The sequence below is a fragment of the Antiquaquibacter metalliresistens genome (genome assembly GCF_029211225.1).
GTDB classification, from domain to species: Bacteria; Actinomycetota; Actinomycetes; order Actinomycetales; family Microbacteriaceae; genus Rhodoglobus; species Rhodoglobus metalliresistens.
On the sequence record NZ_JARGEM010000008.1, the window covers coordinates 15,550 to 41,399 of the forward strand.

Sequence of the window (25,850 nt, forward strand, 5' to 3'; positions counted from 1 at the left end):
TTGCTATGGCCGAGACGGCACGCCAGCCCCGTGGTGGGCGACGCGATCGAAACATGCAGGAGAAGCGGGACCGTATCTTCGAGGCGGCCTCCGCGCTGTTCGCCGAACGCGGGTTCCAGGCCGTCACCACCTCCGAGGTCGCCGAGCGGGCCGATGTGGCCGCTGGCACGCTGTTTCGTTACGCCGCGTCCAAGGGCGAACTGCTGCTCATGGTCTACAACGAGCGGTTCCGCGCGGCCATCGATGAGGGTCAGCTGGCCGCGCGCGCACACGTCAACGTTGTCGACGCGGTCGTCGCACTCGTGCTGCCCGTCATCGAGCTCGCCCAGCGCACGGCCGACGACGGGGTCTGGTACCAGCGCGAGCTCATGTTCGGACCACCAAGCGAGCAGTACCGAGCGGAGGGGCTCGCGCTTGTCGAGCGGCTCGAGACCGCGATCGCCACCGAGCTCGCTCGCGCCGAATCCGCCGACCAGGATGCGGTCGAGCCGAGCGAGGATGCCGTGCTCGCGGGACGCACCATCTTCGCGATCGTGCACCTGGCCGCGGTGAGCGCGTCCAACCGGGGGCACCTTCGGCTTGGCGCACGCGATACCGATCTGCGTCAGCAAATAGCACACGTCATCGCGGGCTACCGCGGTGCGGTCGATGACCCATCGAAGTCCACACCACAACACAAAGGAGATACACCATGACCGGCATCACGAAGGTGACGGTGCTCGGCACCGGCGTCTTGGGCTCCCAGATCGCGTATCAGACCGCGTACCGCGGCTTCGAGGTCTCGGCCTATGACATCAACGACGACGTGCTCGCGAAGGCGAAGGAGCGATTCGCGGGGCTCGCCGCGACGTACGCGAAGGAAGTCCCCGGTGCCGCGGACGGCAAGGCCGATGAGGCGCTCACGCGAATCTCGTACTTCTCCGATCTCGGAGCGGCCGTGAGCGACGCCGACCTCGTCATCGAGGCGATTCCCGAGGTGCTCGCCCTGAAGCAGGAGACCTACGAGCGGCTGGGCGCGCTCGCTCCCGAGAAGACGATCTTCGCCACGAACTCCTCGACCCTGCTCCCCAGCGACATGATGGCCTTCACCGGGCGTCCGGCGAAGTTCCTCGCGTTGCACTTCGCGAACCGTGTGTGGCAGTTCAACACCGCCGAGGTGATGGGCACCATCGAGACGGATCCGGCGGTGTTCCAGACCGTCGTCGAGTTCGCGGCCGAGATCGGGATGGTGCCGATTCCGATCCACAAGGAGAAGGCGGGCTATGTGCTGAACTCTCTGCTCGTGCCGTTCCTCAACGCCGCGGCGGGGCTCGCCGCCGGTGGCTACGCGGACCCGCACGACGTCGACAAGGTGTGGCGGATCGCGACCGGTGCGCCGATGGGGCCGTTCCAGATCTACGACGTCATCGGCATGACCACGCCGTACAACATCCTCTCCCACGGGGATGCCGACGCTCAGAAGCTCGCCGCCTGGCTCAAGGAGAACTACATCGACAAGGGCAAGCTCGGAATGGCCTCGGGGGAGGGCTTCTACCGCTATCCCGCAGCGACCTGAGTTCCGGGCGGTTTCACACTCGTGAGCCGTACGCTGGTGTCGTGAAGTTCCAGCGTGAACCGGCGTACTCGGCCGCGATTGGCGCAGGCCTTGGGCTGTTCGGGGCGCTGCGCGTTCGCCGTGTCATCCGCGGGGCACAGAACATCCCGGATGTCGGCGGTGCCGTCATCGCAATGACGCACTTCGGGTATCTCGAGTTCGCGCTCGTCGAGTGGGCGACGTGGTCGCACAATCGGCGACGCATTCGGTTCATGGCGAAGAAGAGCGTCTTCGAGAAGCCCGTCGTCGGATCGCTCATGCGCAGCATGCGGCACATTCCGGTCGACATGAAGGCCGGTGCCGATGCGTACGCCGCCGCCGTGAGCGCACTGCGTGCGGGGGAACTGATCGGCGTGTTTCCGGAGGCGGGCGTGAGCGCCTCGTTCGAGATCCGCGACTTCAAGACCGGAGCGGTGCGGCTCGCCGCGGAGGCCGGCGTGCCGGTGATCCCCGTCGCGGTGTGGGGCGGGCAGCGGCTGATGACGAAGAACCGCAAGATCCCGCTGCGCCAGCGGTTCGGCATCCCCGTGCACTTCGCGTTCGGCGAGCCGATCACGGTCACCGCGCAGGACGACGTCGCGGTCGCGACCGCGCGCCTGCGGCAGAGCATGACGCAGCTTCTCGCCGGTCTGCAGCGGGAGTACCCGCACGACGGCACCGGGCAGTGGTGGCAGCCGAGGCACCTGGGCGGCACCGCTCCGACGCCCGCTGAGGCGGCGAAGGCGGATGCCGAGCGCGATCGACGACGCGAGCTCGCGCACCCCGACTAGCCGTCAGCGCGTCGAGGCGAGCAGCTCCACCGAGCGCAGGCGTTCCGCGACACCGGGCGCATGGTGCACGGTCATCAGCTCGTCCGCACCCGTCTGCGCCACGAACTCGTCGAGGTATGCGGCCACGGCCTGCGGCGTGCCGACGGCGCTGTAGGTGAGCATCTGCTCGATCGCCGCCGCCTGCGGGGAGCGCAGGATGGCCTCCACCTGCTCATCGGTGAGGTCGCCGTCGCGGCCGAAGAAGCCGCGCACCCGCGCGCGGCGCACGATCTCGAGATTCGCGCGCGCGGCCTCATCAGTGTCGGCTGCGATGACGTTGACGCCCGCGATCACGTAGGGACGATCGAGTTGTGCCGAGGGGGTGAAGCGCTCACGGTAGATCCGGATCGCCTCGTGCAGCGCCTGCGGAGCGAAGTGCGAGGCGAAGGCGTAGGGCAGCCCGAGCACCGCGGCGAGCTGTGCTCCGAAGGTGGAGGAACCGAGGATGTACAGGGGAACGTGCGTGCCCTGCCCCGGCACCGCGCGCACGCCGGGGATCGGGCTCTCGTCACTCAGCAGACCGCGCAGCTCCACGACGTCCTGGGGGAACTGCTCGGCTCCGGCCGGATCGCGCCGCAGCGCGTGCGTCGTGCGCTGGTCGCTGCCGGGTGCCCGGCCCAGTCCGAGGTCGATGCGACCCGGATGCAGTTCCGCGAGGGTGCCGAACTGCTCGGCGATCACGAGCGGGGAGTGGTTCGGCAGCATGACGCCGCCGGCGCCGAGCCGGATCGTGCTCGTGTTGGCGGCGATGTGGGCGATGAGCACCGCGGTCGCCGAGGACGCGATGGTCGGCATGCCGTGATGCTCGGCATACCAGACGCGTCGGTAGCCGGTGCGTTCGGCCAGTTGCGCGAGCGCGACACTGCCGGCGAAGCTCTCCGCGGCGGTTTCGCCCTCACCGATCGAGGCGAGATCGAGAATGGACAGGGGCACTGAGGTCACGCTCCGAATCGTAACCCGCGATGCACACCTCGCCGGGGGTTACGCCCTCAGCGCAAGCTCCTGGCTCAGCCAGCGCTCGTACCTCGTCCACGGCTCATCCGCGCCGATCACGGCGAGGTGCGCCTCGAGCTCGTCGGTGGCGCGGAACCACTCGGAACGCGGCATCCGCGACGCGGCGAACTGCTGGTGACGGCGGTGCTCCAGCTCGCGCCCGCCGCGCTCGAACCCGACCACCTCGTCGTGGGGCAGCGCCGCGATCCGCCGTCGGGGGTTCGCGGAGGTGCCGATCTTGATGCGCCCGCGAAAGCGCAGGTAGTAGACCACGTCGACGCGGGGCGGAGGCATCTCCGGTGCCGGCATCGCACCGACCCGCCACTCGCAGTGCGCGCACAGCCAGCCGCTCGGATAGCGCACGCCGAGCCGCGAGCCGCAGGCGAGGCACGGCGATGGCAGCACGTCGGTGATACCGACGCGGCCCGCCACCCAGTCGTGGGCGGCGAGGAGGTGCTCGGTGCAGAGCTCGATCGGCGCGCCCCCGGCGCGGGGGAGGGGGCATCCCGCGATCGCGCAGCCGGTCGTCATGCCCGCAGCCTAGGCAGCACCGCCGACCCCCGGTTAGCGTGAAGCCATGACTCCCACGGATCCCTCACTTCGCGAGCCGTCGGAGATCGCAGTGGCGCTGGGCGTCGACCCGGCCGTCGGACTCACCCAGGCGGAGGCGGACCGTCGGCTCGAGGCCGATGGTCCCAACGAGTTGCGCGCACAGCGGCCGGTGCCCGCGTGGCGCCGCCTGCTGTCGCAGTTCAACGATCCGCTCGTGTTTCTGCTGCTCGCGGCGGTCGCCGTGTCGGTCACCGCCTGGATCGTCGAAGGCGCCGAGGGCGTTCCGATCGACGCGATCGTGATCGCGGTGATCGTGCTGGTGAACGCGGTGATCGGTTTCGTGCAGGAGGCTCGCGCGGCCGACGCGGTCCGGGCGCTCAGCGCGATGACGGCGGCGGTGTCGACGGTGCTGCGCGACGGTCGACTGGTGACGGTGCCATCCGCCCAGCTCGTGGTCGGCGACGTGCTCGTGCTCGGCGAGGGGGATGCGGTGGGGGCGGACGCGCGCCTGTTCGTGGCGAACGCGCTCCGCGTGGGCGAGGCATCGCTCACGGGGGAGAGCCAGCCGACGAGCAAGCACACCGCCGCACTCGCCGCCGTGGCGTCGCTCGGCGACCGCATCGACATGGTGTTCAAGGGCACCGCCGTGGTGCAGGGTTCGGCGCGGGCCATCGTCACGGGCACCGGGATGGCCACCGAGATGGGCAGGATCGCCGGCCTGCTGGAGGCGACCGTCGAGCAGCCAACGCCGCTGCAGCGCGAAGTCGGTCGGATCGGTCGCACCCTCGGGGTTGCGGTGACGGCGATCGCCCTCGTCGTGATGATCACGATCGGCCTCGTGAACGGCGTCGATTCGCTCGACGATCTGGTGATCATCCTGCTGCTCGGGGTTTCGCTCGCCGTCGCGGCGGTGCCGGAGGGACTGCCGGCGATCCTCTCGCTCGTGCTCGCGATCGGCGTGCAACGGCTCGCGCGCCGCAACGCGATCGTGAAGCAGCTCGACTCGGTCGAGACGCTCGGTTCGGCCTCGGTGATCTGCTCCGACAAGACCGGAACCCTCACCCGCAACGAGATGACGATCGAGCGCATCCGAACGCACAGCGGCGAGTTCGTCGTCAGCGGCACCGGCTACCGCCCGGAGGGCGCGGTGACGCGGGATGGGCAGCCCCTCACCGACGACGAACTCGCGGAAGCGCAACTGGTGCTGGGTGCAGGCAGCATCGCCGGCAATGCGCGGCTGACCGAGCACGAGGGGCAGTGGACCGTGCACGGCGACCCCACGGAGGCCGCGTTCCTGGTCGCCGCGGGCAAGCTCGACGGCACCGGCGAGCACATCGCGCTCTGGGAGCGGCAGGCCGAGTTCCCCTTCGACTCGCAGCGCAAGATGATGTCCACCCTCAATCGGCGACGCGACGACGGCAGCATGCTCGTCTTCACGAAGGGCGCACCGGATGTGCTGCTCATGCACTGCACGCGCCTGCAGGTCGGTCGCGAGTCGGTGCCGCTTTCGCCGACGGACCGCGCCCGCGCGCATCGGGACATCGAGCACCTCTCCGGCCTGGCCTACCGCACCCTCGGAATCGCCTACCGGCCGCTCACCGAGGTCGACGGCAGCGACCCCGAGCACGACCTGGTCTACGTGGGCGTCGTCGGCATCATCGACCCGCCACGCGCCGAGGTGCGTGCGGCGATCGCCGAGGCGCAGCGGGCGGGCATCCGGGTCGTCATGATCACCGGCGACCACCCGGCCACGGCGAGTCGTATCGCCGCCGACCTCGGCATCGTCCGCGAGCATGCTCCGGTGCTGACCGGTGCCGAGCTCTCCGCGTTCGACGAAGCCGCGCTCGCTGCCGCGGTGCAGAGCGTCTCGGTGTACGCGCGCGTGGATCCGGAGCACAAGCTGCGACTCGTCGACGCGCTGCACGCCGCCGGCGAGGTGGTGGCGATGACCGGCGACGGCGTCAACGACGCCCCGGCGCTGAAGGCCGCCGACATCGGGATCGCCATGGGCATCACCGGCACGGAGGTCACCAAGCAGGCGGCGCGCATGATCCTCGCCGACGACGACTTCGCGACGATCGTCGCCGCGGTGCGTCAGGGCCGGGTGATCTTCGACAACATCCGCAAGTTCCTGCGCTACCTGCTCTCGTCGAACATGGGCGAGGTGCTGACCGTCTTCCTCGGCGTCGTGTTCGCTGGCGTGCTCGGTCTCACGGGCGCGAGCGCCGATGCGATCGCGCTGCCGCTGCTGGCGACCCAGATCCTCTGGATCAACCTGGTGACCGACTCCGGTCCGGCGCTCGCGATGGGGGTCGATCCCGAGGTGGACGACGTGATGGCGCGGCCACCGCGCGCCGCGGGTGAGCGGGCGATCGGCGCCGCGATGTGGGCGGGCATCGTCGCGATGGGCGTGGTCATGGCGCTCGTCACCCTGTTCTCGCTCGACCTCTGGCTGCCCGGCGGTCTGGTCGACGGCGGCGAGACCATCGACGTCGCGCGTACGGCCGCGTTCACCACGCTGGTCTTCGCGCAGCTGTTCAACGCGTTGAACGCGCGATCGGGCACGCTGACCGCCTTCCGCGGCGTGTTCGCGAATCGGTGGCTGTGGGGCGCGATCCTGTTGGCGGTCGGGCTGCAGGTCGCCGTGGTGCACGTGCCGGCGCTGCAGGTGGCCTTCGGCACCGCGCCGCTCAACCCGATCCATTGGGCCGTGTGCCTCGCGCTCGCCTCGGTGGTGCTCTGGTACGAGGAGGCGCGCAAGGCCGTGTCACGCCTGCGGCATCGGCGAGCCTCGCGCCTCGCGAAGCCGCGTGGCACGATGGCTGCATGAGCCACGCACTCCACATCACCGGTGACGCCGCGGCCGACGAGTTGCTCACCGACGACCCGCTCGCCCTGCTCATCGGCATGCTGCTGGACCAGCAGGTGCCGATGGAGACCGCGTTCGCCGGTCCCGCGAAGCTCCGCGATCGGCTCGGATCCCTGGATGCCGCGACCATCGCCGCCATGGATCCGGTCGCCTTCGGCGAGGTGATGAAGCAGTCGCCGTCCGTGCACCGCTTCCCGGGGTCGATGGGGGAGCGGGTGCAGGCCCTGTGCGCCGCGGTGGTCTCCGAGTGGGGCGGCGATGCCTCCGCGATCTGGACCCGCGGCGACCCGGACGGCGCCGAGATCCTCAAGCGCCTCAAGGCCCTGCCGGGCTTCGGCGACCAGAAGGCGCGCATCTTCCTGGCGCTGCTCGGCAAGCAGGTCGGGCTCGAGGCCCCCGGCTGGCGGGAGGCGGCGGGGGACTACGGCAGCGAGGGCTACCGCTCGGTCGCGGACATCGTCGATGCGGCATCCTTGGCGAAGGTGCGCGAGCACAAGAAGGCCATGAAGGCGGCCGCGAAGGCATGAACGAGACGGCCGAGCAGATCATCGCTGCGCTCGGGCTCGCCCCGGCGCAGACCTGCGGCTTCACCCGCGTGAGCTTTGCCACCGAGATCGAGACGGATGCCCTGCCTGCGCCGTTCGCCGCACCCCGCCCGATCGGCACCGCCCTGTACTTTCTCGTCACCCCGGAGGCACCCGTGCGGCCGCACCGGATCCGCAACGATCAGCTCTACCACTACTACCGCGGGGAGCCGCTCGAGCTCCTGCTGCTGCACGGTCACGGTCGCACCGAACGCGTCACCATGGGCCCCGACCTCGCCGCAGGCCAGCACGTGCAGTTCTTCATCCCCGGCGGCACGTTCCACACCGCCCGGGTCGGCGGTGGGTGGTTCCTGGGCGGCAGCACGGAGTGGCCCGGGGTGGTGCCGGCGGATGTCGAACTCGGCGACGTCGAGATGCTGGCGGCGCGGCATCCGGACGTCGCCGACACGATCCGGCAGAACGCGCTCGCCTGAACGCGGGACCACTAGCATTCGAGCGTGAGAATTCTCTTCGCCATTCTGCGCGTGCTCGTCGCTGGCGCCGTCGTCGCCGCCATCGTCGCCCAACTGATCCGAAGCATCGAGAACTGGACCGCCGCCGGGGTGAAGAACATGCCGCTGGCGATCGTGAACTTCTTCAGCTTCTTCACCATCGAATCGAACGTCGCGACCGTGGTGATACTGCTCATCGGCGCCGCGCTGCTGGTCACCCGCAAGGGCGCGGACCCGCACTGGTTCACGGTGCTGCACGGCGCGATCGTGACCTACATGGTCGTCACCGGGGTCGTCTACAACCTGTTGCTTCGCAACGTCGAGCTGCCGCAGGGTGCCACCGTGCCGTGGTCCAACGAGATCCTGCACGTCGTGGCACCGATCTGGATGCTGCTGGACTGGGTCCTCGCTCCCGGGCGCAGTCCGATCTCGTGGCGCGCGCTCTGGGGCTACCTCGTGTTCCCGATCGTCTGGGTGATCTACACGCTGGTGCGTGGCCCGTTCACCCCGAACGAGCTCAAGGGGGAGCCGTACTGGTATCCCTACCCCTTCCTGAACCCGCACCTCTCGCCCAACGGCTATCTCTCGGTGGCGTTCTACGTGATCATGATCGCGGCGATCATCGGGCTCGCGGCCGCGGGTGTGATCTGGGTCTCGAAGCGCAAAGCCATCCTCAAGGGCTGAACCGCCCGATAGTCTCTTGGGCATGCCTCAGTTCCTGCTCGACCCCCTGACCAATCTCGTCGTCTGGGGCGCGGTGATCCTCGTCGCGATCATCGTGCTCGTGGTGATCCTGCGCAGCATCAAGGTGGCCAAGCCCGACGAGGCGATCATCGTCACCTCGCGCCAGCGCGCCCTCAAGCAGGGTCAGGTGGAGACGGAGAACGCGGGTCAGCGCGTCGTCTTCGGCTCGCGCGTCTTCGTCAAGCCGATCGTCGAGGCGTATTTCAAGCTGAGCCTGCGCAGCCGTCAGCTCAACGTGCAGGCCACCGCGCAGACGCGTGACGCGATCACGATTCGCGTGAACGCCGTCGCCGTCGTCAAGGTCGGCGGCTCGGAGTCGATGGTGCGTGCCGCCGCCCAGCGCTTCCTCAATCAGCAGGACCAGATCGAGACCTCCACCGAGGAGGTGCTGAGCGGATCGGTGCGCTCGATCGTCGGCCAGCTGACGGTCACCGAGATCATCACCAATCGTTCCGCGTTGCAGGGCCAGGTGCTCGAGGCGGTGCGCGAGTCGCTCGACGTGCAGGGACTGACGATCGACACCCTGCAGATCAAGGAGATCGACGACGACAACGGCTACATCAAGGATCTCGGGCGTGCCGAAGCGGCGCGCGTGAAGCAGGTCGCGGAGATCGCCGAGTCGGTGGCGCGGCAGGCATCCGAGGAGGCTCGCATCGCCGCCGACCAGGCCGTCGCCGAATCGCAGCGCAAGCTCGACCTGCGCAACGCGGAGATCCAGAAGGAGACCGACAAGGCGCGCGCCGAGGCCGCCGCAGCGGCTCCGCTCGCCGAGGCGATCGCCCAGCAGGAGGTCGTCGCCCAGCAGGAGCTCACGGCGGGCAAGCGCGTCGGCCTGCGCAAGCAGGAGCTCGACGCCGAGATCCGCGCGGTCGCCGACGCTGAGGCGTATGCCATGGAGAAGCGCGCCCAGGCGGATGCCGCCGCGGCCGTCGCTGCGGCGAACGCCGATCGCGACGCACGTCGCTCCGCCGCTGAGGCGATCGAAGCGGAGGGTCTCGCCGAGCGCAACCGCCGACGCAGCGCCGCCGAAGCCCTCGAGGCCGAGGGTGTCGCGGAGAAGAACCGCCGCATCGCGGCCGCAGACGCACTCGCCGCGGAAGGTGATGCCGAGGCCGCGGCGATTCGCGCTCGCGGCGCCGCGGAGGCGGACTCCACCAAGGCGAAGGCCGATGCGCTGGCTGCGGGGGCCGCCGATCTGCTGCGTCAGCAGGTGATCGGCCAGCTGCCCGAGATCGTGCGCGCGGCATCCGAACCGCTGTCTTCGATCGGCAGCATGACCGTGATCTCCTCCGACGGCAGCGGCACGGATCAGGTCGGCCAGAACGTGGCGGGACAGCTCACCACGGTCAACCAGATCCTGAAGGATCTCGTCGGCATCGACATCTCGGAGATCGTCACCGGTCGGGCGACCGGCCGCGCGGTCGGTGAGGGGATCGCCGAGTCGGCACCGAAGCGCGCGTCCAGGGCGAAGGCCGAGCCGGGCGCCTGAGCTGCGCTCAGCCGAACAGCTGCGCGAGGAACGGGTTGCGTTCGGCCTGACGCTCGAAGCCGGCCGTGTCGGTGACGCACACCGGGCACCAGTGTCCGGCGCGGAGCACGAGACGCGGTGACCCCATGAACGCGTGGCCGTCGGCGCAGGTCCACGGCAGTGGGGTCGCGTCGTCCACGCGTGCGGGTGCGTCGCCGAGTTCGCCGCCGCGGAAACGCGCGGCCTCGCGCAGCGTCGACCGCTTCCACGTCGAACGGCGTTGGCTCTCGTCGTACCCGTGATCGAGCAGCACGGGCACCCTCGACGGCGTCGGCGGCGAGAACGTGGACCAGTCGCCGATCGACTCCCACGCCTGTCGTGAACCGAAGTAGGCGCGAATGCGGGCCTCGTCGTTCTCGTTGATCCAGGACATCGGGCCGCGTTCGCCGCGGCAGAGCGGGGCGATGACCGAGCGCTTCACCAACCAGGTCGGGATGAACCGAGCCAGCCGCGTGAGCGCGCTCTGCTTCGCAACGGCATCCTCGAGGGCCTGTTCGAAGCCGCCGGAGCGGAAGTGCAGCAGGTCTTCCAGCGCGTCCGAGTCCGTGAACCACAGCCCGTGGAAGTTCTCGGTCGCGAACCAGTTGCGGTCATACCACCGGCGGATGTCGCGCACGCCGAGCGCCTGTCCGATGCGCAGCTGCAGTTCCCAGTTGGTCAGGCGCCAGCCCGCGCCGCCGCCGATGTTGTAGATACCGCCCCAGAACTCCTCGGGCGCGTCGTCTTCGCAGGCGTTGGCGATCAGCCGCGCGGAGTCCACCGCCGAAACCCACTCGAGCACGCCGCCGAGCGGCACGTGGAGCATGATGGCATCCCTGATCGCGAGCATGCCGGGATGGAAGATACCGGTCTGGCGCAGCCATGCCCAGCGCGGGAGTCCAGAGTCCACGAGCGCGCGTTCGGCGCTGATCTTGGACTGGGCGTAGTTGTCGTACTCCGACGGCGCCAGCGGGTCGCCGATCCGGCCCCAGTGCAACGGAGGGTTGCGATCGCCGAACTCCGCGACCGAGCCGATCATGATGACGGCGACGCTCGCGGGGTCGGGCTGCGCCCGCACCGCGGCGATGATGTTCAGCGCGCCGCCGACGTTCACCTCCGTCGTGCGCTGCGGATGCTCGTCGGCGTACGGCGAGACGAGGGCGCCCAGGTGGGCGACGATGTCGCTGCGAGCCACGCACGACTCGACGGTCTGATACGAGGTGACGTCTCCGTACTGCACCGTCACCGACGGCTCGTGCGCGAACTCCTCGATGATGACGCGCTCCCGGTCGCCCGGCATCACCAGGGCGGTGACCTCGAAACGGTCGCTGCGCCGCACGAACTCGCGCAGCACCTCGATGCCCATGTTCCCCGTGGCCCCGGTGAGGAAGACCCTCTTCTTCGCAGCGACCAATCCGCCTCCTGGAGTCCTAGGTGTCCTTGCGCTTGCCCGCGGCCTTGACCTTCTTGTCGGCGCGCTTCTCCTTCAGGGACTTGCTCGCCGCGGTCTTGTTCGACGGTGTCTTCTTCTGCGACTTATCAGCCATGGTGCGTCCTCCCGGAGCCGACGGCTCTGACTGCCGAGCCTACGCCCCGGGCGGCAGATCGCGACCGCGCAGTCGCTCCAGGTCGCGGCGCTCGCGCTTGGTCGGCCGCCCGGCGCCACGATCGCGGCGCGGGGCGATGCCGACCGTCTCGGGTTCGGGCTTGGGCGGACTCTCGTCGACGTAGGCGGTTGCCGCCACCGGCGCCGAGACCCGCTTGACGATCTCCTGGCGCACGCGCAGCACGCGGTCGAAGCCCGCGATGCGGATGCGCACCTCGTCGCCGATCGCCACGGACTGAGCCGCCTTGGCTCGCTCGCCGTTGACGCGCACGTGACCGGCGCGGCATCCCGCCGTCGCCGCGGAGCGCGTCTTGTAGACCCGCACCGCCCACAGCCAGCTATCGATCCGCACCGCCATCGTCAGGCCGTGGCGAGTTCGGTCTTCCAGCCGACGAGGCCGCGCACCGTCTCGCTGCGATCCTGGGCGAGCCTGGCCATCGCATCCTGCGGCACGAAGAAGTTCAGGGCGAGAAAGCCGCGCACGCGTTCGGCGGGATCGTCGACCAGCTCGCGCAGGATGTCGCACGGTGTCGACTCGTTGCGAGCGACGCACGCGCGCACGCCCTCGTCGGGGTCCCGGGCGAGCTCGGCCATCACGTCGTCGGGCGTGTGTGAGTCCAGCGCGACGCGCTCCCGGATCCGGGGGTTCGGGTCCGTGGCCAGCAGCCGCAGGCGGGCGAGCTTGCTCGGGGTGAACTCCGGTGCCGGATGCAGCGCCGCGGCTTGTTCGGCCGTGAGCATCGCGGGTGCCATCGCCGCCATCTGCCGCCGTTGTGCGGGGGTGTTGAAGCGGATGCAGGACATGCGCGACACGCTAGTCGATCACGCGGTGGCGGTCTCCTTGGCACGCCGAGGCGGCAGCGGGATGATCGGCGAGGTGGTCGCCTGGTACTGCGCGTACTCGGGGTAGCGCGACCTGGTGATCGATTCGGTGAACACCGTGGAGCCGATGAACAGGGCGGTGAGCAGCACGGCGCCGATCACGGTCCACTGCAGCAGCGAGCCGGCGGCGATCGCGCCGAACAGGAACAGCACCCACCACTGCGCCTGCTCGAAGAAGAAGTTGGGATGCCGCGAGTACTTCCACAGGCCGGTCTGCACGAATCGCGGCCTGAACGACTCGCCACCGGCACGCTTGGCCTGCTGGAAATTCCACTGCTGCTGGTCGGCGATCGTCTCTCCGACCAGCAGGCCGAGGAACACGACGGTCACCACAACGTCGAGCACGCCGAACGGGGTCGACCGGTGCTCGTAGGCGGTGAAGGCGGGCAGGGCGATCAGCAGCAGGATCACGTTCTGGTAGAACGCGATGAACAGCAGATTGAACACCTGGAACGCGAGCGGACTCATGCGCTCCCGCAGGATCGGCCAACGGTAGTCCTCGACGCCCGAGTAGCCGCCCTTGCGCGCGAAGTTGAAGGTGAGCCGTGCGCCCCACAGCGTCACGAGCACGGCCATGACGTTGAGTCTCGGGTCGGCGAGTCCGGCGTAGATCGCGAACACCCATACGTACACCGCGGGGACGATCGACCACAGGCGGTCCACCCAGGAGTGATCGCGCGTGATGAGCGATGCGACCCAGACGAACAGGAAGACGGCGGCGGCGATGCCGGCCGCGACGATCAGAGGTGCCATGCGGGAATCCTATTGCGTCGGGCGCGCCGATAGACTCGGGCGCGTGGGAGCGACGGCTGGCGAGGTGAGCAACCGGATCTTCACCGTCCCCAACGTGCTGAGCTTCATCCGCCTGCTCCTGGTGCCGGTGTTCCTCGTGCTCATCGTCGTGGGCGAGGACGCATGGGCGCTCATCGTGCTGATCTTCTCGAGCATCAGCGACTACGTCGACGGGGTGATCGCCCGCCGCTTCGGGCAGATCTCGCGGCTCGGTCAGTTGCTCGACCCGGCGGCGGACCGGCTGTTCATCTTCGCCGCGCTCATCGGTCTCGCCACGCGTGGCGTCATTCCGTGGTGGCTGTTCGTGGTCATCGTCGCACGCGATGCGATGCTCGTGGTGCTCGGCATCGTGCTGGCCAACCATGGCTACGGCCCGCTTCAAGTGCATCACCTCGGCAAGGCGGCCACGCTCTTCCTGTTCTATGCGCTGCCGCTGCTCACGCTCGGCCAGGCCTTCCCGCACGTCGCATGGTGGGCCGACCCGATCGGCTGGGCCTTCGCGCTGTGGGGTGCGTTCCTCTACTGGTGGGCCGGCTTCGTGTACGCGCGCGAAGTCGCGCGGCTGACGAGAATTCCGCGGGCCTCGCAGGCGCCCGGATCGGATACGCTGGAAAGCTAGGGAGGTTCAACGATGGATGATTCCGAGACTCAGGGTCAGCCCGCTGAAACGCCCCAGGGGGGCGCACTGTCCGGTGGTGCCGGCGATGACGCCACTGTCACGTTCGGTCAGGACTTCAGCGCGCAACTGGCGGCGCTCGACGGCGATGTCTCGCCCGAGGAGCTCGACGCGATCGCGGCGCTTCCGTCCGGGTCGGCGCTGCTCGTGGTGCGACGCGGGCCGAACACGGGGGCCCGTTTCCTGCTCGACGCGGACGTGACGACGGTGGGGCGGCATCCGGAGGCCGATATCTTCCTGGATGACGTGACGGTCTCGCGCAGGCATGCCGAGTTCCTGCGCCACGGCACGGCTTTCGAGGTGCGGGATCTGGGTTCGCTCAACGGCACGTACTTCGACGGGGTGCGCATCGAGACGGCGCTGTTGAGCGATGGAGCAGAGGTGCAGGTCGGCAAGTTCCGGCTCACCTTCTATGCTTCGCGGCTCGATCTGGCCCACCTGGCCGGCCGGTAGTGCCCTCGGTACAACCCCAGCCGCGAACCACCGGTGGGGTGCATCTTCTCAGCATCGGTCAGGTGCTCGCGAAGCTGAGCCCCGAGTTCCCCGAGCTCACGCCATCGAAGCTGCGATTCCTCGAGGAGCGGCAGCTGGTCTCGCCCGCGCGCACCGAGTCGGGCTATCGCAAGTTCTCGCCGACCGATCTGGACCGACTGCGGTTCGTGCTGACGATGCAGCGCGATCACTACCTCCCGCTCAAGGTGATCCGGGGTTATCTCGCCGAGCTCGATGCCGGGCGAACGCCCGAATTGCCCGGCGGCCCGTCGGCGGCGACATCGATGCTCTCCGCGGAGCGCAGGTTCACCCGCGACGAGCTCGTTCGCGAGGCCGGGGCGACCCCCATGCTGCTCGCGGACGCCATCTCGGCGTCGTTGATCGTGCCGTCCGAGCTGTTCGGGGAGGACGTGTTGGCGGTGCTGACCTCGCTCGTGGAACTGCAGCGCTCGGGCATCGAACCACGTCACCTTCGCGGCTTCCGCGCCGCCGCGGAGCGCGAGCTGGGGCTCATCGAGAACGCGCTGATGCCCGTGTCACGTCGCAAGGATGCCTCCAGCCGCGCGCGTGCGGCGGAGATGGCGCGGGAGATCGCCGGTCAGCTCGAGATCGTGCGCAGCAGTCTCATCAGATCCGCCCTCACCCGTCTCGATTCGGTGTAGCGTCGGTCGGGAGGTTCCGACACGCCCGGCGAGCTACCGAGGATGCGGGCGCCGGGGTGGGTACCGTGGGTGTGACGCGAAACACTCAGTGTCAACTTCAACTTGAGGGTTCGGATCGTCCGGGCCCGGGTTCACGATCCAAGGGGCAGCGATGAGCGAACTCAGCCGCAACGAGGAGTCTCGCTACGACCTCGGATTGCTCTTCACCGACGGTCTTCCCGAGCTGGATGACGATGCCGGCTACCGCGGCGCCGTCGCGGCGCGCGCGGCGGGCATCAGCTACCGCCAACTGGACTACTGGGCTCGCACGCAGCTCGTCGAGCCGACGGTGCGCGGCGCGGCCGGCTCGGGTTCGCAGCGGCTCTACGGCTTCCGGGACATCCTCGTGCTCAAGCTCGTCAAGCGCCTGCTCGACACCGGCATCTCGCTGCAGCAGATTCGGGTGGCGGTCAACCAGCTTCGCGAGGCCGGTATCAACGACCTCGCCCAGACGACGCTGATGAGCGATGGCGCGAGCGTGTACCTGTGCACCTCGAACGACGAGGTCATCGACCTGGTCAGTCGCGGACAGGGCGTCTTCGGCATCGCGGTCGGCAAGGTGCTTCGCGAGGTGGAGCACGATCTCGTCGAGCTCGATTCCGTCAAGGCCGCCGACCCGATGGACGAGCTCGCGGCCCGCCGCGCCACTCGCGCCTCCTAACCGCGACCGACCCGGTCACGGCACCGTCTGGCATCCCGCTCTACGCGGGCTCGTCTGACGTGGCGTGCGGCGCGCCGAGGCCGATGGCTTGAGCTACGCGTCTTCGTTCGCGAAGTCGCCGATGCGCGCCGTGCGCATCACGCGCTCGAGCAGCTGGTCGAAGTTGCGCGCCATCTCCTGCGCGGACTCGCCCGGCCACACGTGCAGCGGCTTCGCCGCGCCCTGCGCCTGCTGCAGCGAGGTGCGCTCCGGCAGCTGCGGCGAGAGCACGAGCGGCCCGAACATGTCGCGCAGTTCCTTGATGCGGAACTGGTGCTCCAGCGACTGCGAACGCAGCCGGTTGACGATGATGCCGAGCGGCTGAAGCCGGGGGGAGAGGCCGCGGCGGATCTCCTCGATCGCCCGCAGCGCACGGTCGGCGGCGGCGACGGAGAACAGGCCCGGCTCGGTGACGATCGTCACGCGATCGCTCGCAGCCCACGCCGTGCGGGTGAGCGCGTTGAGCGAAGGTGCGCAGTCGATCAGCACGAGGTCGTAGTCCGCCTCGACGTTGGCGAGCGCCTCCTCGAGCTTCCAGATGTCCCGGATGCTGGGGTGCGGCCCGTCGAAATTGATCGCGGACGGCGAGCCGATCAGCACGTCCACCTTGCCGGGACGACCCTTCGTCCAGCCGGAGGGCGCGATCGCGGAGCGCACGATCTTCTCCTTGGGCGAGGCGAGCACGTCCGCGATGTTGAGGTGGCCGCCGACATCGATGTCCATGCCGGTCGAGACGTCGGACTGCGGATCGAGGTCGACCACGAGGGTGCGAAGGCCGCGAGCGAACGCTGCGGAGGCGAGCCCGAGCGTCACCGTGGTCTTGCCCACGCCTCCCTTGAGGGAGCTGACGCTGAGTACATGCACGAGTAACGACGATACCTTCACTGGTGTTAAAGAACCTAAAACCCGGCACCGCAGTGGAAGGCTCGGGGCCGATTGCCAGTCTTCTCTCACCCTAAGCTTGGTGCAGTCGGAAGGACCGGATGTTCAAGAAGATTCTCGTCGCCAACCGAGGTGAGATCGCGATCCGCGCGATGCGCGCCGCGTTCGAACTGGGTGCTCGCACGGTCGCCGTGTATCCCTACGAAGACCGCAACTCCATGCACCGGTTGAAGGCCGATGAGGCCTACCAGATCGGCGAGGTCGGTCATCCGGTTCGCGCGTACCTGGATGTCGCCGAGATCATCCGGGTCGCCAAGGAGTCCGGGGCGGATGCGGTCTACCCCGGCTACGGCTTCCTCTCCGAGAACCCCGACCTCGCGCAGGCCGCTGCGGCGGCCGGCATCACCTTCATCGGTCCGCCGACGAAGGTGCTCGAGATGGCCGGGAACAAGGTGACGGCCAAGGAGCACGCGATCGCGGCCGGGGTGCCGGTGCTGAAGTCGACGCCAGCGACGACCGACATCGATGCGCTAGTCGCCGGTGCCGAGGAGATCGGCTTCCCGGTGTTCGCCAAGGCGGTCGCCGGCGGTGGCGGGCGCGGCATGCGGCGCGTCGACCGGCCGGAGGATCTGCGGGACGCGCTCGAGGCCGCGATGCGCGAGGCGGACAGCGCGTTCGGTGACCCGACGATGTTCGTGGAGCAGGCTGTTGTGCGTCCCCGGCACATCGAGGTGCAGATCCTGGCGGATGCCACGGGGGAGACGGTGCACCTCTTCGAGCGCGACTGCTCGGTGCAGCGTCGTCACCAGAAGGTGATCGAGATCGCGCCCGCCCCGAATCTGGACGAGGACACCCGGCAGGCGATGTACCGGGATGCGATCGCCTTCGCGAAGTCCATCGGCTACGTCAACGCGGGCACGGTGGAGTTTCTGCTCGACACCGCGGGCGAGCGCAAGGGACAGCACGTGTTCATCGAGATGAACCCGCGCATCCAGGTCGAGCACACGGTGACCGAGGAGGTCACCGACGTCGACCTCGTGCAGTCGCAGATGCGTATCGCGTTCGGGGAGAGCCTGCGCGAACTCGGCCTGCAGCAGGAGAACCTGCAGTTGCGCGGCGCGGCCCTGCAGTGCCGCATCACGACGGAGGATCCGGCGGCGGGGTTCCGACCGGACACCGGCAAGATCACGACCTACCGCTCGCCCGGCGGCGCGGGCATCCGTCTCGACGGCGGTACGGTGGCCGCGGGTGCGCAGGTCTCGCCGTACTTCGACTCGATGCTCGTGAAGATGACGTGTCGCGGGCGCGACTTCCCCGCGGCGGTGCTGCGGGCCCGGCGCGGCCTGGCCGAGTTCCGTCTGCGGGGCGTGACCACGAACATCCCGTTCCTGCAGGCGGTGCTCGACGACCCCGACTTCATCGCCGGCGATGTGAGCACGTCGTTCATCGAAGAGCGTCCGTGGCTCGTGCACGGCCACCAGTCCAAGGACCGGGGCACGAAGGTGCTGACCTGGCTCGCCGAGGTCACCGTCAACCAGCCGAACGGCTCGGGTGCGGGGCTGTCCAACCCCGACCACAAGCTGCCGATCGTCGATCTCGACGTGGCGGCGCCGGCGGGTTCCCGTCAGCGCCTGCTGCAGCTCGGTCCGGCCGGGTTCGCCGCGGCGCTGCGCGAGCAGAAGGCCCTCGCGGTGACGGAGACCACCTTCCGGGACGCGCATCAGTCGCTGCTGGCGACCCGGGTGCGCACCCGCGACCTCGTCGCGGTGCTGCCGCACGTGGCGCGACTGACCCCGCAGCTGCTCTCGGTCGAGGCCTGGGGCGGTGCGACCTACGACGTGGGGCTCCGCTTCCTCGGCGAGGACCCATGGGAGCGCCTGGCCGCGATGCGCGAGGCACTGCCGAACATCGCGATCCAGATGCTGCTGCGCGGTCGTAACACCGTGGGCTACACGCCGTACCCCACGGAGGTGACGGACGCGTTCGTCAAGGAGGCGGCCGCCACCGGCATCGACATCTTCCGCATCTTCGACGCGCTCAACGACGTGTCGCAGATGCGTCCGGCGATCGAGGCCGTGCTCGAGACCGGCACCGCCGTCGCGGAGGTCGCGCTGTGCTATACCGGCGACCTGCTCGACCCGTCCGAGAAGCTCTACACGCTCGACTACTACCTGCGACTGGCCGAGCAGATGGTCGAGTCCGGTGCGCACATCCTGGCGATCAAGGACATGGCGGGCCTGCTGCGCGCCGAGGCCGCGCATCGGTTGGTCACCGCGCTGCGCGAGCGCTTCGACCAGCCCGTGCACGTGCACACCCATGACACCGCCGGCGGTCAGCTCGCGACGCTGCTCGCGGCCTCCGCCGCGGGTGCGGATGCCGTGGACGCGGCCAGCGCGCCGATGTCCGGCACCACGAGCCAGCCCTCGATGTCCGCACTGGTCGCCGACCTCGCGCACACCGAACGGGACACCGGAATCTCACTCCAGTCGGTCTCCGACCTCGAGCCGTACTGGGAGGCGGTGCGGCACGTCTACAAGCCGTTCGAGTCCGGCCTGCCCGGGCCGACCGGTCGCGTGTACAAGCACGAGATCCCCGGCGGGCAGCTCTCCAACCTGCGCCAGCAGGCCATCGCGCTCGGCCTCGCGGACCACTTCGAGAAGATCGAGGACCTGTATGCGGCGGCCAACCGCATCCTCGGCCGCCCGCCCAAGGTGACGCCCTCGTCAAAGGTGGTCGGCGACCTCGCCCTCGCCCTCGCGGCGGTGGATGCGGACCCGGACGACTTCGAACAGCACCCGGAGAAGTACGACATCCCGGACTCGGTCATCGGATTCATGGCGGGGGAGCTCGGTGAGCTGCCCGGCGGCTGGCCGGAACCGTTCCGCAGCAAGGTGCTGGCGGGCCGCACGGTGAAGATCGGTGTCGAGCCGATCAGTGCGGAAGACGAAGAGGCGCTGGCGACCGCGGGAGAGGTGCGCCGTTCCGCCCTGAACCGGCTGTTGTTCGCCGGGCCCACCAAGACCTTCGAGCAGGCGCGGGAGAACTACGGCGACCTGTCGGTGCTCGAGACCACGGACTACCTCTACGGCCTGCGGCCCGGCACGGAGCACGTCGTCGAGATAGAGAAGGGCGTGAGCCTGCTCGTGGGTCTGGAGGCGATCGGCGAGGCCGACGACAAGGGCTTCCGCACCGTGCTCGCCACGCTCAACGGTCAGCTCCGGCCCGTCTACGTGCGCGACACCTCGATCGCCGTCGTGACCAACTCCGCCGAGAAGGCCGACGCGTCGAAGCCGGGACAGGTCGCCGCGCCGTTCTCCGGCGTCGTGACGCTGCAGGTCGAGGAGGGTGCCTCCGTGATCGCCGGGCAGCCAGTCGCCTCGATCGAGGCGATGAAGATGGAGGCCGCGATCACGGCGCCCGTCGCGGGTGTCGTCAAGCGCACCGCGATCCCGGCGACGCAGCAAGTGGATGCCGGCGACCTGATCCTGGAGATCGACCCCGCTTGACGTGTCCGCCGCGATTCCACGAGCGGGCCGGGCTCGCGGTAGACTCGGGTGTTTGTCAAGAGGAGGAACCATCGTGGTGGTGAAGCGCAAGAAGCCTGAGTCCGAAGTGCTCGAGACGGCGACGGAACTCCAGGAGCAGGCGCCCGGCGAGGGCGAAGTCATGACGTTCACGGTGTCGCTGCCCGTGCAGGTGCACGAAGTGCCGGAGCACGAGGCGGCCGTCGCGATCGACGACAGCGGCGCGATCGACCCGCTCCTCGACGCGACCGGAACCTCGACGACGACGATCACGCTCGTGCCCGAGACGGTGCTGACGGTGCCCGAGGTGGAGCCCGCATCGACGATCCCGCCGCTGCCGGAGCCCGACGTCGTCTACAGCCGTCGTAGTCGCCAGCCCGAGATCTCCGCACTGCCGGAGTCCGCGTCGATGCTCACCGCCGAGCGCCTCGTCGTGCCCAAGCGCAAGCACACCCCGGCGCCGGAAGGGTTCCTTCAGCGCCTGCTCTACGACGTCACCTTCGGTCTGGTCAACGTCGGGGACTCCTACCGCGTGCGCGCTCGCAAGGCGCTCGATGCCCGCATCGGCAAGCACTTCGAGGGCGGCACCCGGTTCATCGCGGTGCTCACCCGCAAGGGCGGGGTCGGCAAGACCACCCTCACGGCCCTGCTCGGCATGGCGCTCGCGGACGTGCGTGACGATCGCGTCATCGGGATCGACGCGAACCCCGACCGCGGCACCCTCGCCGAGCGCGTGACGAAGAACACGCGCGCGACCGTGCGGGACGTCATCACCCGCGGTGATGGACTCGGCACCTTCAGCGAGTTCCAGACGCTCGTCTCGCGCGACGCGACCCGGCTCGACGTGCTCGCCTCCGACACCGACCCCACCGTGGTCGAGGCGTTCGACGAGGACGACTACAACGCGGTCGCCGACATCGCTCAGCGGTATTACTCGGTGGTGGTCACCGACTGCGGCACCGGGATGCTGCACTCCGCGATGACCGCGACCCTCGCGCGCGCGGATGCGATCGTGGTGGTCTCCGGCGGCAGCGTGGACGAGGCACGCCTCGCCTCCGAGACGCTCACTTGGCTCGAGTCCAACGGATACCCGGAGCTGGTGAAGCAGGCCGTCGTCGCCCTCAACACCGCGACTCAGGCGACCAACCTGGTCAAGCTGGAGGAGATCGAGGCGCACTTCGCCTCCCGCGTGCGGGCGATCGTGAAGATCCCCTACGATCCTTCGCTGGCCACCGGCTCGGTCATCCGCTACGACGGGCTCGAGCGGCACACGCGCGAGGCCGCACGCGATCTGGCGGCGCTCGTGGTCGACGGCATCCCCGCGCAGCGGGACGCCTGACCACGATGGCCGAACGTCCCATCCGTCTCTTCGGCGACCCCGTGCTGCGCTCGGTGTGCGATGCGGTGCGTCCGGGCGATCCGCGGGCCGAGGCGCTCGTCGAGGATCTGCTCGAGACGGTGGCCCTGCCCGGTCGCGCCGGGCTCGCGGCGAACCAGATCGGTGTCGGGTCGCGTGCGTTCAGCTACAACGTCGACGGCGTGATCGGCTACGTGATCAACCCGGTGCTCGTCGAGGTCTCCGGTGATCCGAAGCTCATCGACGAGGGGTGCCTCTCGGTGCCGGGCTTCTACTTCCCCCGGATGCGGTACCCGTTCGCCCGGGTCACCGGCGTCGATCTCGCGGGAGAGCCCGTCGAACTCGCCGGCGAAGGAGTCTTCGCGCAGATGCTCCAGCACGAGGTGGACCATCTCGATGGGCACCTGTACATCGAGGGACTCGACCCGGAGACGAAGAAGGAGGCCATGCGGTCGATCCGCATGGCCCCCTGGTACTAGCTTCGACCGGGGTCGTCAGCCGGTGACGGAGACGCCCTGCGTCTGCGGGCTGCCCGAGTACATCCCCTCCACGACATCCGCGAAGTCCTTCAGGATGACGTCGCGCTTGATGCTCAGCTTCGGCGTGAGGTGTCCGCTCGCCTCGCTCAGCACGCTGTCGATGATCTGGAACTTGCGGATCGATTCGGCGCGCGAGACCGTCGAGTTCGCGGCATCCACCGCCCGCTGCACCTCGGCGATGACCTGAGGATGCACCGCCGCCTCCGTCAGCGGCATGCTCGCGTCGAGCCCGTTGTTGTTGAGCCAGACCGGGAGCATCTCGTCGTCGAGGGTGATCAGGGCCGAGATGAACGGCTTCTGGTCGCCGACGACGACCACCTGGCCGATGATCGGGTTCGCGCGGATGGGGTCTTCGAGCGCCGCGGGGGCCACGTTCTTGCCGCCGGCGGTGACGATGATCTCCTTCTTGCGACCGGTGATCTCGAGATACCCGTCCTCGTCGATCGTGCCGATGTCGCCGGTCTTGAACCACTCGCCGTCGAAGGTGTCCTTCGTCGCCTGCTCGTTGTTCCAGTAGCCCGCGAACACGCACACGCCCTTGACCTGGATCTCGCCGTCTTCGGCCAGACGCACGGAGTTGCCGGGCAGCGGCGGGCCGACCTTGCCGATCTTGAAGTTCGAGGGCACGTTGACCGACACCGGCGCGGTGGTCTCGGTGAGTCCGTAGCCCTCGAGGATGGTCAGCCCGAGGCTGCGGTAGAAGTGACCGAGTCGCAGGCCGAGCGGGGCGGAGCCGGAGACCGCATACTGGGCGCGGCCGCCGAGTGCGGCCTTGACCTTGCTGAGCACGAGGCGGTCGAAGAGCGCGAACTGCAGCTTGAGCCCGAGCGGCACGTGACCGGCGTCGAGCGCCTTCGAGTGGGCGATCGCGACATCCGCGGCCTTGCGGAAGATCTTGCCCTTGCCGCCGGCCTCGGCCTTCTGCTCGGAGGCGTTGTAGACCTTCTCGAACACGCGTGGCACGGCGAGCAGGAACGTCGGCTTGAACGATCCCATCGAGGGCACGAGCAGCTTGGTGTCCGCCTGGTGGCCGACCTTCACTCCGCCGTGCACCGCGAGCACCGAGATGAAGCGCGCGAAGATGTGGGCGAGCGTGATGAACAGCAGCGTGCTCGACTCGGGGTTGACGACCTCGGGGATGCGCAACTGCGCATTGCGCGAAAGCTCCACGAAGTTCGAGTGGGTGATGATGCAACCCTTGGGGCGACCGGTCGTGCCCGAGGTGTAGATGAGGGTGGCCATGTCGCTGCCCTTGGCGAGCGTGCGGCGCCGCTCGATCTCCTCGTCGGGCACCTCGGTTCCGGCGGCGGCGAGCTTGTCCAGGTCACCGAGGTCGATCTTCCAGCTGTGGATGACGCCGGGCACGTCCGCGCGGATCTCGTCGAATCGCGCGAAGTGCTCCGCGGTCTCGGTGATGATGCCGACGGCGCCCGAGTCGGCGAGGTTCCAGAGGATCTGGCTCGGGGCCGAGGTCTCGTAGATCGGCACGAGCACGGCACCGGCGAACCAGGTGGCGAAGTCGATGAGCGTCCACTCGTAGTTGGTCTTGGACATCAACCCGATCTTGTCGCCGGGCTGGATGCCGGCGGCGACGAGGCCCTTGGCGAGCGCCTTCACCTGACCGAGGAATTCGGCGGCCGTGACATCCTGCCAACCCCCGTCGGCGGTGGGCAGCGCGAACAGCGCACCGTTCGGCGTCGCCGCCACCCGGTCTATCAGAAGGTCGGTGGTGTTGGCGTCCGGGTCGGCCTTGGCCATCGCTGGAACATCGAACTGCTTCATCGGCAACTCCTTCGGTACCGTGCGGGTCATCGTCGATCCAGTCTAGCCGCGAGGCTGGCGAATGGTCGGTTCTGCACCGATCCGCGCGATCGGTAGGCTCGATGCTCGTGCATGCCATCGGAATCGACATCGGCGGAACGAAGATCGCGGGAGGCGTGGTCGACGATTCGGGCGTGATCCTCGCCGAGGAGCGGGTCGCGACCGATGCGGGCGATTCCCGGGCGATCATCGATGCGGTGGTCGGGATGATCGAGCGGCTCTCGGTGGACCGCGAGATCTCCGCGGCCGGGGTGGCCGCACCGGGGTTCATCGACGCTGAGCAGTCGACGGTCTACTACGCCCCCAACATCGACTGGCGCAACGAGCCGCTGCGCGAGCGTCTGCGCGAGCGCCTCGACCTCGACATCACGATCGACAACGACGCGAACGCCGCGGGCTGGGCCGAGTACCGGTTCGGTGCCGGGCAGGGCGTGCGCGACATGACGATGCTGACCATCGGCACCGGGGTCGGTGGCGCCATCGTCAGCGAGGGCCGCCTGTTCCGCGGCGGGTTCGGTGCGGGTGGTGAGCTCGGGCATCTGCGGCTCGTGCCCGACGGCCTGCCCTGCGGTTGCGGGGAGCATGGTTGCGTCGAGCAATACGGTTCGGGGCGCGCGCTGCTGCGCATGGCCAACGAGATCGCCGACGTCGGCGGCATCGGGCTCGCGCTGGCTGCGGCTCGCGAGCAGCACGGCACTCTCGACGGCACGATCGTCGGCGGACTCATCGCCGACGGTGATCCCGGAGCCAGGCATGCGCTCGAGCAGCTCGGACAATGGCTCGGTCAGGCGTGCGCGAGCCTCGGCGCCGTGCTCGATCCGCAGCTGTTCGTCTTCGGCGGGGGAGTGGCGATCGCCGGCGACCTGCTGCTCGATCCGGTGCGCGAGGCCTACCGCCAGCACGTGCCGGCGCGCGGGTACCACCCCGAGCCGGAGTTCGTGGTGGCGCGTTTCGCGAACGATGCCGGGGTCGTCGGCGCCGCAGATCTCGCCCGCGTGCACGCGGCGTCGCGGTAGAGTGGTGGTTTCCTCGCCGGGAGGTTGGCAGTGATCTACTGGTTCTTCAAGAACCTCATCGTCGGGCCCATCGTCAAGACGGTGTTCCGCCCGTGGATCTCGGGTGTCGAGAACATCCCGCGCACCGGTGGGGTGATCCTCGCGAGCAACCACCTGTCGTTCGTCGACTCGGTGTTCCTCCCGCTGATGATCGATCGTCCGATCGTGTTCCTCGCCAAGAGCGACTACTTCACCGGCCGGGGCGTCAAGGGCGCGCTCGTGCGCCTGTTCTTCAAGAGCACGGGGATGCTGCCGATCGATCGCTCGGGCGGCAAGGCCTCCGAGGCATCACTGAACACCGGCCTCCGAGTGCTGGCCGGTGGCCAGGTGCTCGGCATCTACCCGGAGGGCACGCGCAGCCCGGACGGCAAGCTCTACCGCGGCCGCACCGGCGTCGCGCGAATGGTGCTCGAGGGTCACGTGCCGGTGGTACCGGTCGCGATGATCGACACCGAGAAGGTGATGGCCACCGGCACGAAGATGCCGAAGGTGCACCGTGTGGGCATCATCGTGGGCGAGCCGCTCGACTTCTCGCGCTTCGAGGGCATGGAGGGCGACCGCTTCATCCTGCGCTCCATCACCGACGAGATCATGTACGAGATCAGCCGCATCAGCGGGCAGGAATACTCGGACGTGTACGCCAGTTCGGTCAAGGAGCGCCTGACCGCCGCCCGCTGAGTGCACCCTCTGCCGGACGGTAGGCTGGGAAGCTGTTGTGC

At 68.9% G+C, this 25,850-nt stretch carries 25 protein-coding genes; 17 read left to right on the forward strand and 8 right to left on the reverse strand.

What is annotated here, in order from left to right; genetic code table 11:
- Nucleotides 1–5 precede the first annotated feature (5 nt).
- The 3 genes from PYV02_RS13615 to PYV02_RS13625 are packed head-to-tail and all read left to right on the forward strand — an operon-like array spanning nt 6 to nt 2,364.
- Nucleotides 6–695, forward strand: a complete 690-nt coding sequence (locus PYV02_RS13615; RefSeq protein ID WP_275759606.1) for a TetR/AcrR family transcriptional regulator — start codon at nt 6–8, stop codon at nt 693–695.
- Nucleotides 692–1,555 (forward strand): 3-hydroxyacyl-CoA dehydrogenase, encoded by an 864-nt coding sequence (locus PYV02_RS13620; protein ID WP_275759607.1) that lies wholly within the window; start codon nt 692–694, stop codon nt 1,553–1,555. Before PYV02_RS13615 ends, PYV02_RS13620 begins: the two co-directional genes overlap by 4 nt.
- 41 nt (nt 1,556–1,596) lie before the next feature.
- Complete coding sequence (locus PYV02_RS13625; RefSeq protein WP_275759608.1) at nt 1,597–2,364, forward strand: lysophospholipid acyltransferase family protein; 768 nt, start codon at nt 1,597–1,599, stop codon at nt 2,362–2,364.
- A gap of 3 nt (nt 2,365–2,367) precedes the next feature.
- On the opposite strand, the gene PYV02_RS13630 is transcribed toward PYV02_RS13625, so the two are convergent.
- Complete coding sequence (locus PYV02_RS13630) at nt 2,368–3,345, reverse strand: LLM class flavin-dependent oxidoreductase (protein ID WP_275759609.1); 978 nt, start codon at nt 3,343–3,345, stop codon at nt 2,368–2,370.
- Between the two features lie 39 nt (nt 3,346–3,384).
- Entirely contained in the window at nt 3,385–3,927 is a 543-nt protein-coding gene (locus tag PYV02_RS13635; protein ID WP_275759610.1) for a GIY-YIG nuclease family protein, read from the reverse strand.
- Between the two features lie 46 nt (nt 3,928–3,973).
- Here PYV02_RS13635 and PYV02_RS13640 point away from each other — a divergent pair, with 46 nt between their 5' ends.
- The 5 genes from PYV02_RS13640 to PYV02_RS13660 are packed head-to-tail and all read left to right on the forward strand — an operon-like array spanning nt 3,974 to nt 10,086.
- Entirely contained in the window at nt 3,974–6,778 is a 2,805-nt protein-coding gene (locus PYV02_RS13640; protein WP_275759611.1) for a cation-translocating P-type ATPase, read from the forward strand.
- Complete coding sequence (locus tag PYV02_RS13645) at nt 6,775–7,344, forward strand: HhH-GPD-type base excision DNA repair protein (protein ID WP_275759612.1); 570 nt, start codon at nt 6,775–6,777, stop codon at nt 7,342–7,344. Before PYV02_RS13640 ends, PYV02_RS13645 begins: the two co-directional genes overlap by 4 nt.
- The gene (locus tag PYV02_RS13650; RefSeq protein ID WP_275759613.1) at nt 7,341–7,835 is read left to right on the forward strand and encodes a cupin domain-containing protein; all 495 of its coding nucleotides are present in this window, start codon (nt 7,341–7,343) and stop codon (nt 7,833–7,835) included. Before PYV02_RS13645 ends, PYV02_RS13650 begins: the two co-directional genes overlap by 4 nt.
- A gap of 24 nt (nt 7,836–7,859) precedes the next feature.
- Nucleotides 7,860–8,537 (forward strand): Pr6Pr family membrane protein, encoded by a 678-nt coding sequence (locus PYV02_RS13655; RefSeq protein WP_275759614.1) that lies wholly within the window; start codon nt 7,860–7,862, stop codon nt 8,535–8,537.
- 22 nt (nt 8,538–8,559) lie between these two features.
- On the forward strand, nt 8,560–10,086 hold the full coding sequence (locus PYV02_RS13660) for an SPFH domain-containing protein (RefSeq protein ID WP_275759615.1): 1,527 nt from the start codon (nt 8,560–8,562) through the stop codon (nt 10,084–10,086).
- Nucleotides 10,087–10,093: 7 nt separating this feature from the next.
- Here PYV02_RS13660 and PYV02_RS13665 read toward each other — a convergent pair whose 3' ends face one another.
- From PYV02_RS13665 to PYV02_RS13680, 4 genes are all read right to left on the reverse strand, one after another.
- Complete coding sequence (locus PYV02_RS13665) at nt 10,094–11,518, reverse strand: NAD-dependent epimerase/dehydratase family protein (RefSeq protein ID WP_275759616.1); 1,425 nt, start codon at nt 11,516–11,518, stop codon at nt 10,094–10,096.
- A 172-nt stretch (nt 11,519–11,690) separates the two neighbouring features.
- The gene (locus tag PYV02_RS13670) at nt 11,691–12,068 is read right to left on the reverse strand and encodes an RNA-binding S4 domain-containing protein (protein WP_275759618.1); all 378 of its coding nucleotides are present in this window, start codon (nt 12,066–12,068) and stop codon (nt 11,691–11,693) included.
- A 2-nt stretch (nt 12,069–12,070) separates the two neighbouring features.
- Nucleotides 12,071–12,514: a hypothetical protein gene (locus tag PYV02_RS13675; RefSeq protein ID WP_275759619.1), complete on the reverse strand. Its 444-nt coding sequence runs from the start codon at nt 12,512–12,514 to the stop codon at nt 12,071–12,073.
- Between the two features lie 18 nt (nt 12,515–12,532).
- Nucleotides 12,533–13,345, reverse strand: coding sequence for a DUF1295 domain-containing protein (locus PYV02_RS13680; RefSeq protein WP_275759620.1), 813 nt, complete (start codon nt 13,343–13,345; stop codon nt 12,533–12,535).
- Between the two features lie 43 nt (nt 13,346–13,388).
- On the opposite strand from PYV02_RS13680, the gene PYV02_RS13685 reads away from it, so the two are divergent.
- The 4 genes from PYV02_RS13685 to PYV02_RS13700 all read left to right on the forward strand — a co-directional run bounded on the left by PYV02_RS13685 (nt 13,389) and on the right by PYV02_RS13700 (nt 15,914).
- On the forward strand, nt 13,389–14,003 hold the full coding sequence (locus PYV02_RS13685) for a CDP-alcohol phosphatidyltransferase family protein (RefSeq protein ID WP_275759621.1): 615 nt from the start codon (nt 13,389–13,391) through the stop codon (nt 14,001–14,003).
- 12 nt (nt 14,004–14,015) lie between these two features.
- Nucleotides 14,016–14,513 (forward strand): FHA domain-containing protein, encoded by a 498-nt coding sequence (locus PYV02_RS13690; protein ID WP_275759622.1) that lies wholly within the window; start codon nt 14,016–14,018, stop codon nt 14,511–14,513.
- Between the two features lie 38 nt (nt 14,514–14,551).
- On the forward strand, nt 14,552–15,214 hold the full coding sequence (ftsR, locus tag PYV02_RS13695) for a transcriptional regulator FtsR (protein ID WP_275759623.1): 663 nt from the start codon (nt 14,552–14,554) through the stop codon (nt 15,212–15,214).
- Nucleotides 15,215–15,365: 151 nt separating this feature from the next.
- Complete coding sequence (locus PYV02_RS13700; RefSeq protein ID WP_275759624.1) at nt 15,366–15,914, forward strand: MerR family transcriptional regulator; 549 nt, start codon at nt 15,366–15,368, stop codon at nt 15,912–15,914.
- Nucleotides 15,915–16,007: 93 nt separating this feature from the next.
- Here PYV02_RS13700 and PYV02_RS13705 read toward each other — a convergent pair whose 3' ends face one another.
- Nucleotides 16,008–16,817, reverse strand: a complete 810-nt coding sequence (locus PYV02_RS13705; protein ID WP_275759625.1) for a ParA family protein — start codon at nt 16,815–16,817, stop codon at nt 16,008–16,010.
- Between the two features lie 119 nt (nt 16,818–16,936).
- Between PYV02_RS13705 and PYV02_RS13710 the strand changes: the two genes are divergently transcribed.
- The 3 genes from PYV02_RS13710 to PYV02_RS13720 are packed head-to-tail and all read left to right on the forward strand — an operon-like array spanning nt 16,937 to nt 22,195.
- Nucleotides 16,937–20,341, forward strand: coding sequence for a pyruvate carboxylase (locus PYV02_RS13710; RefSeq protein WP_275759626.1), 3,405 nt, complete (start codon nt 16,937–16,939; stop codon nt 20,339–20,341).
- A 52-nt stretch (nt 20,342–20,393) separates the two neighbouring features.
- Nucleotides 20,394–21,698, forward strand: a complete 1,305-nt coding sequence (locus tag PYV02_RS13715; RefSeq protein ID WP_275759627.1) for a MinD/ParA family ATP-binding protein — start codon at nt 20,394–20,396, stop codon at nt 21,696–21,698.
- Between the two features lie 5 nt (nt 21,699–21,703).
- Nucleotides 21,704–22,195, forward strand: coding sequence for a peptide deformylase (locus tag PYV02_RS13720; RefSeq protein WP_275759628.1), 492 nt, complete (start codon nt 21,704–21,706; stop codon nt 22,193–22,195).
- Between the two features lie 15 nt (nt 22,196–22,210).
- On the opposite strand, the gene PYV02_RS13725 is transcribed toward PYV02_RS13720, so the two are convergent.
- Nucleotides 22,211–24,037, reverse strand: coding sequence for an AMP-dependent synthetase/ligase (locus PYV02_RS13725; protein WP_275759629.1), 1,827 nt, complete (start codon nt 24,035–24,037; stop codon nt 22,211–22,213).
- A gap of 107 nt (nt 24,038–24,144) precedes the next feature.
- On the opposite strand from PYV02_RS13725, the gene PYV02_RS13730 reads away from it, so the two are divergent.
- Both PYV02_RS13730 and PYV02_RS13735 read left to right on the forward strand, forming a co-directional pair.
- On the forward strand, nt 24,145–25,092 hold the full coding sequence (locus tag PYV02_RS13730; RefSeq protein WP_275759630.1) for an ROK family glucokinase: 948 nt from the start codon (nt 24,145–24,147) through the stop codon (nt 25,090–25,092).
- A gap of 30 nt (nt 25,093–25,122) precedes the next feature.
- A complete protein-coding gene (locus tag PYV02_RS13735) occupies nt 25,123–25,809 on the forward strand; it encodes a lysophospholipid acyltransferase family protein (RefSeq protein WP_275759631.1) in 687 nt (228 codons plus the stop codon).
- The last annotated feature ends 41 nt before the right edge of the window (nt 25,810–25,850 follow it).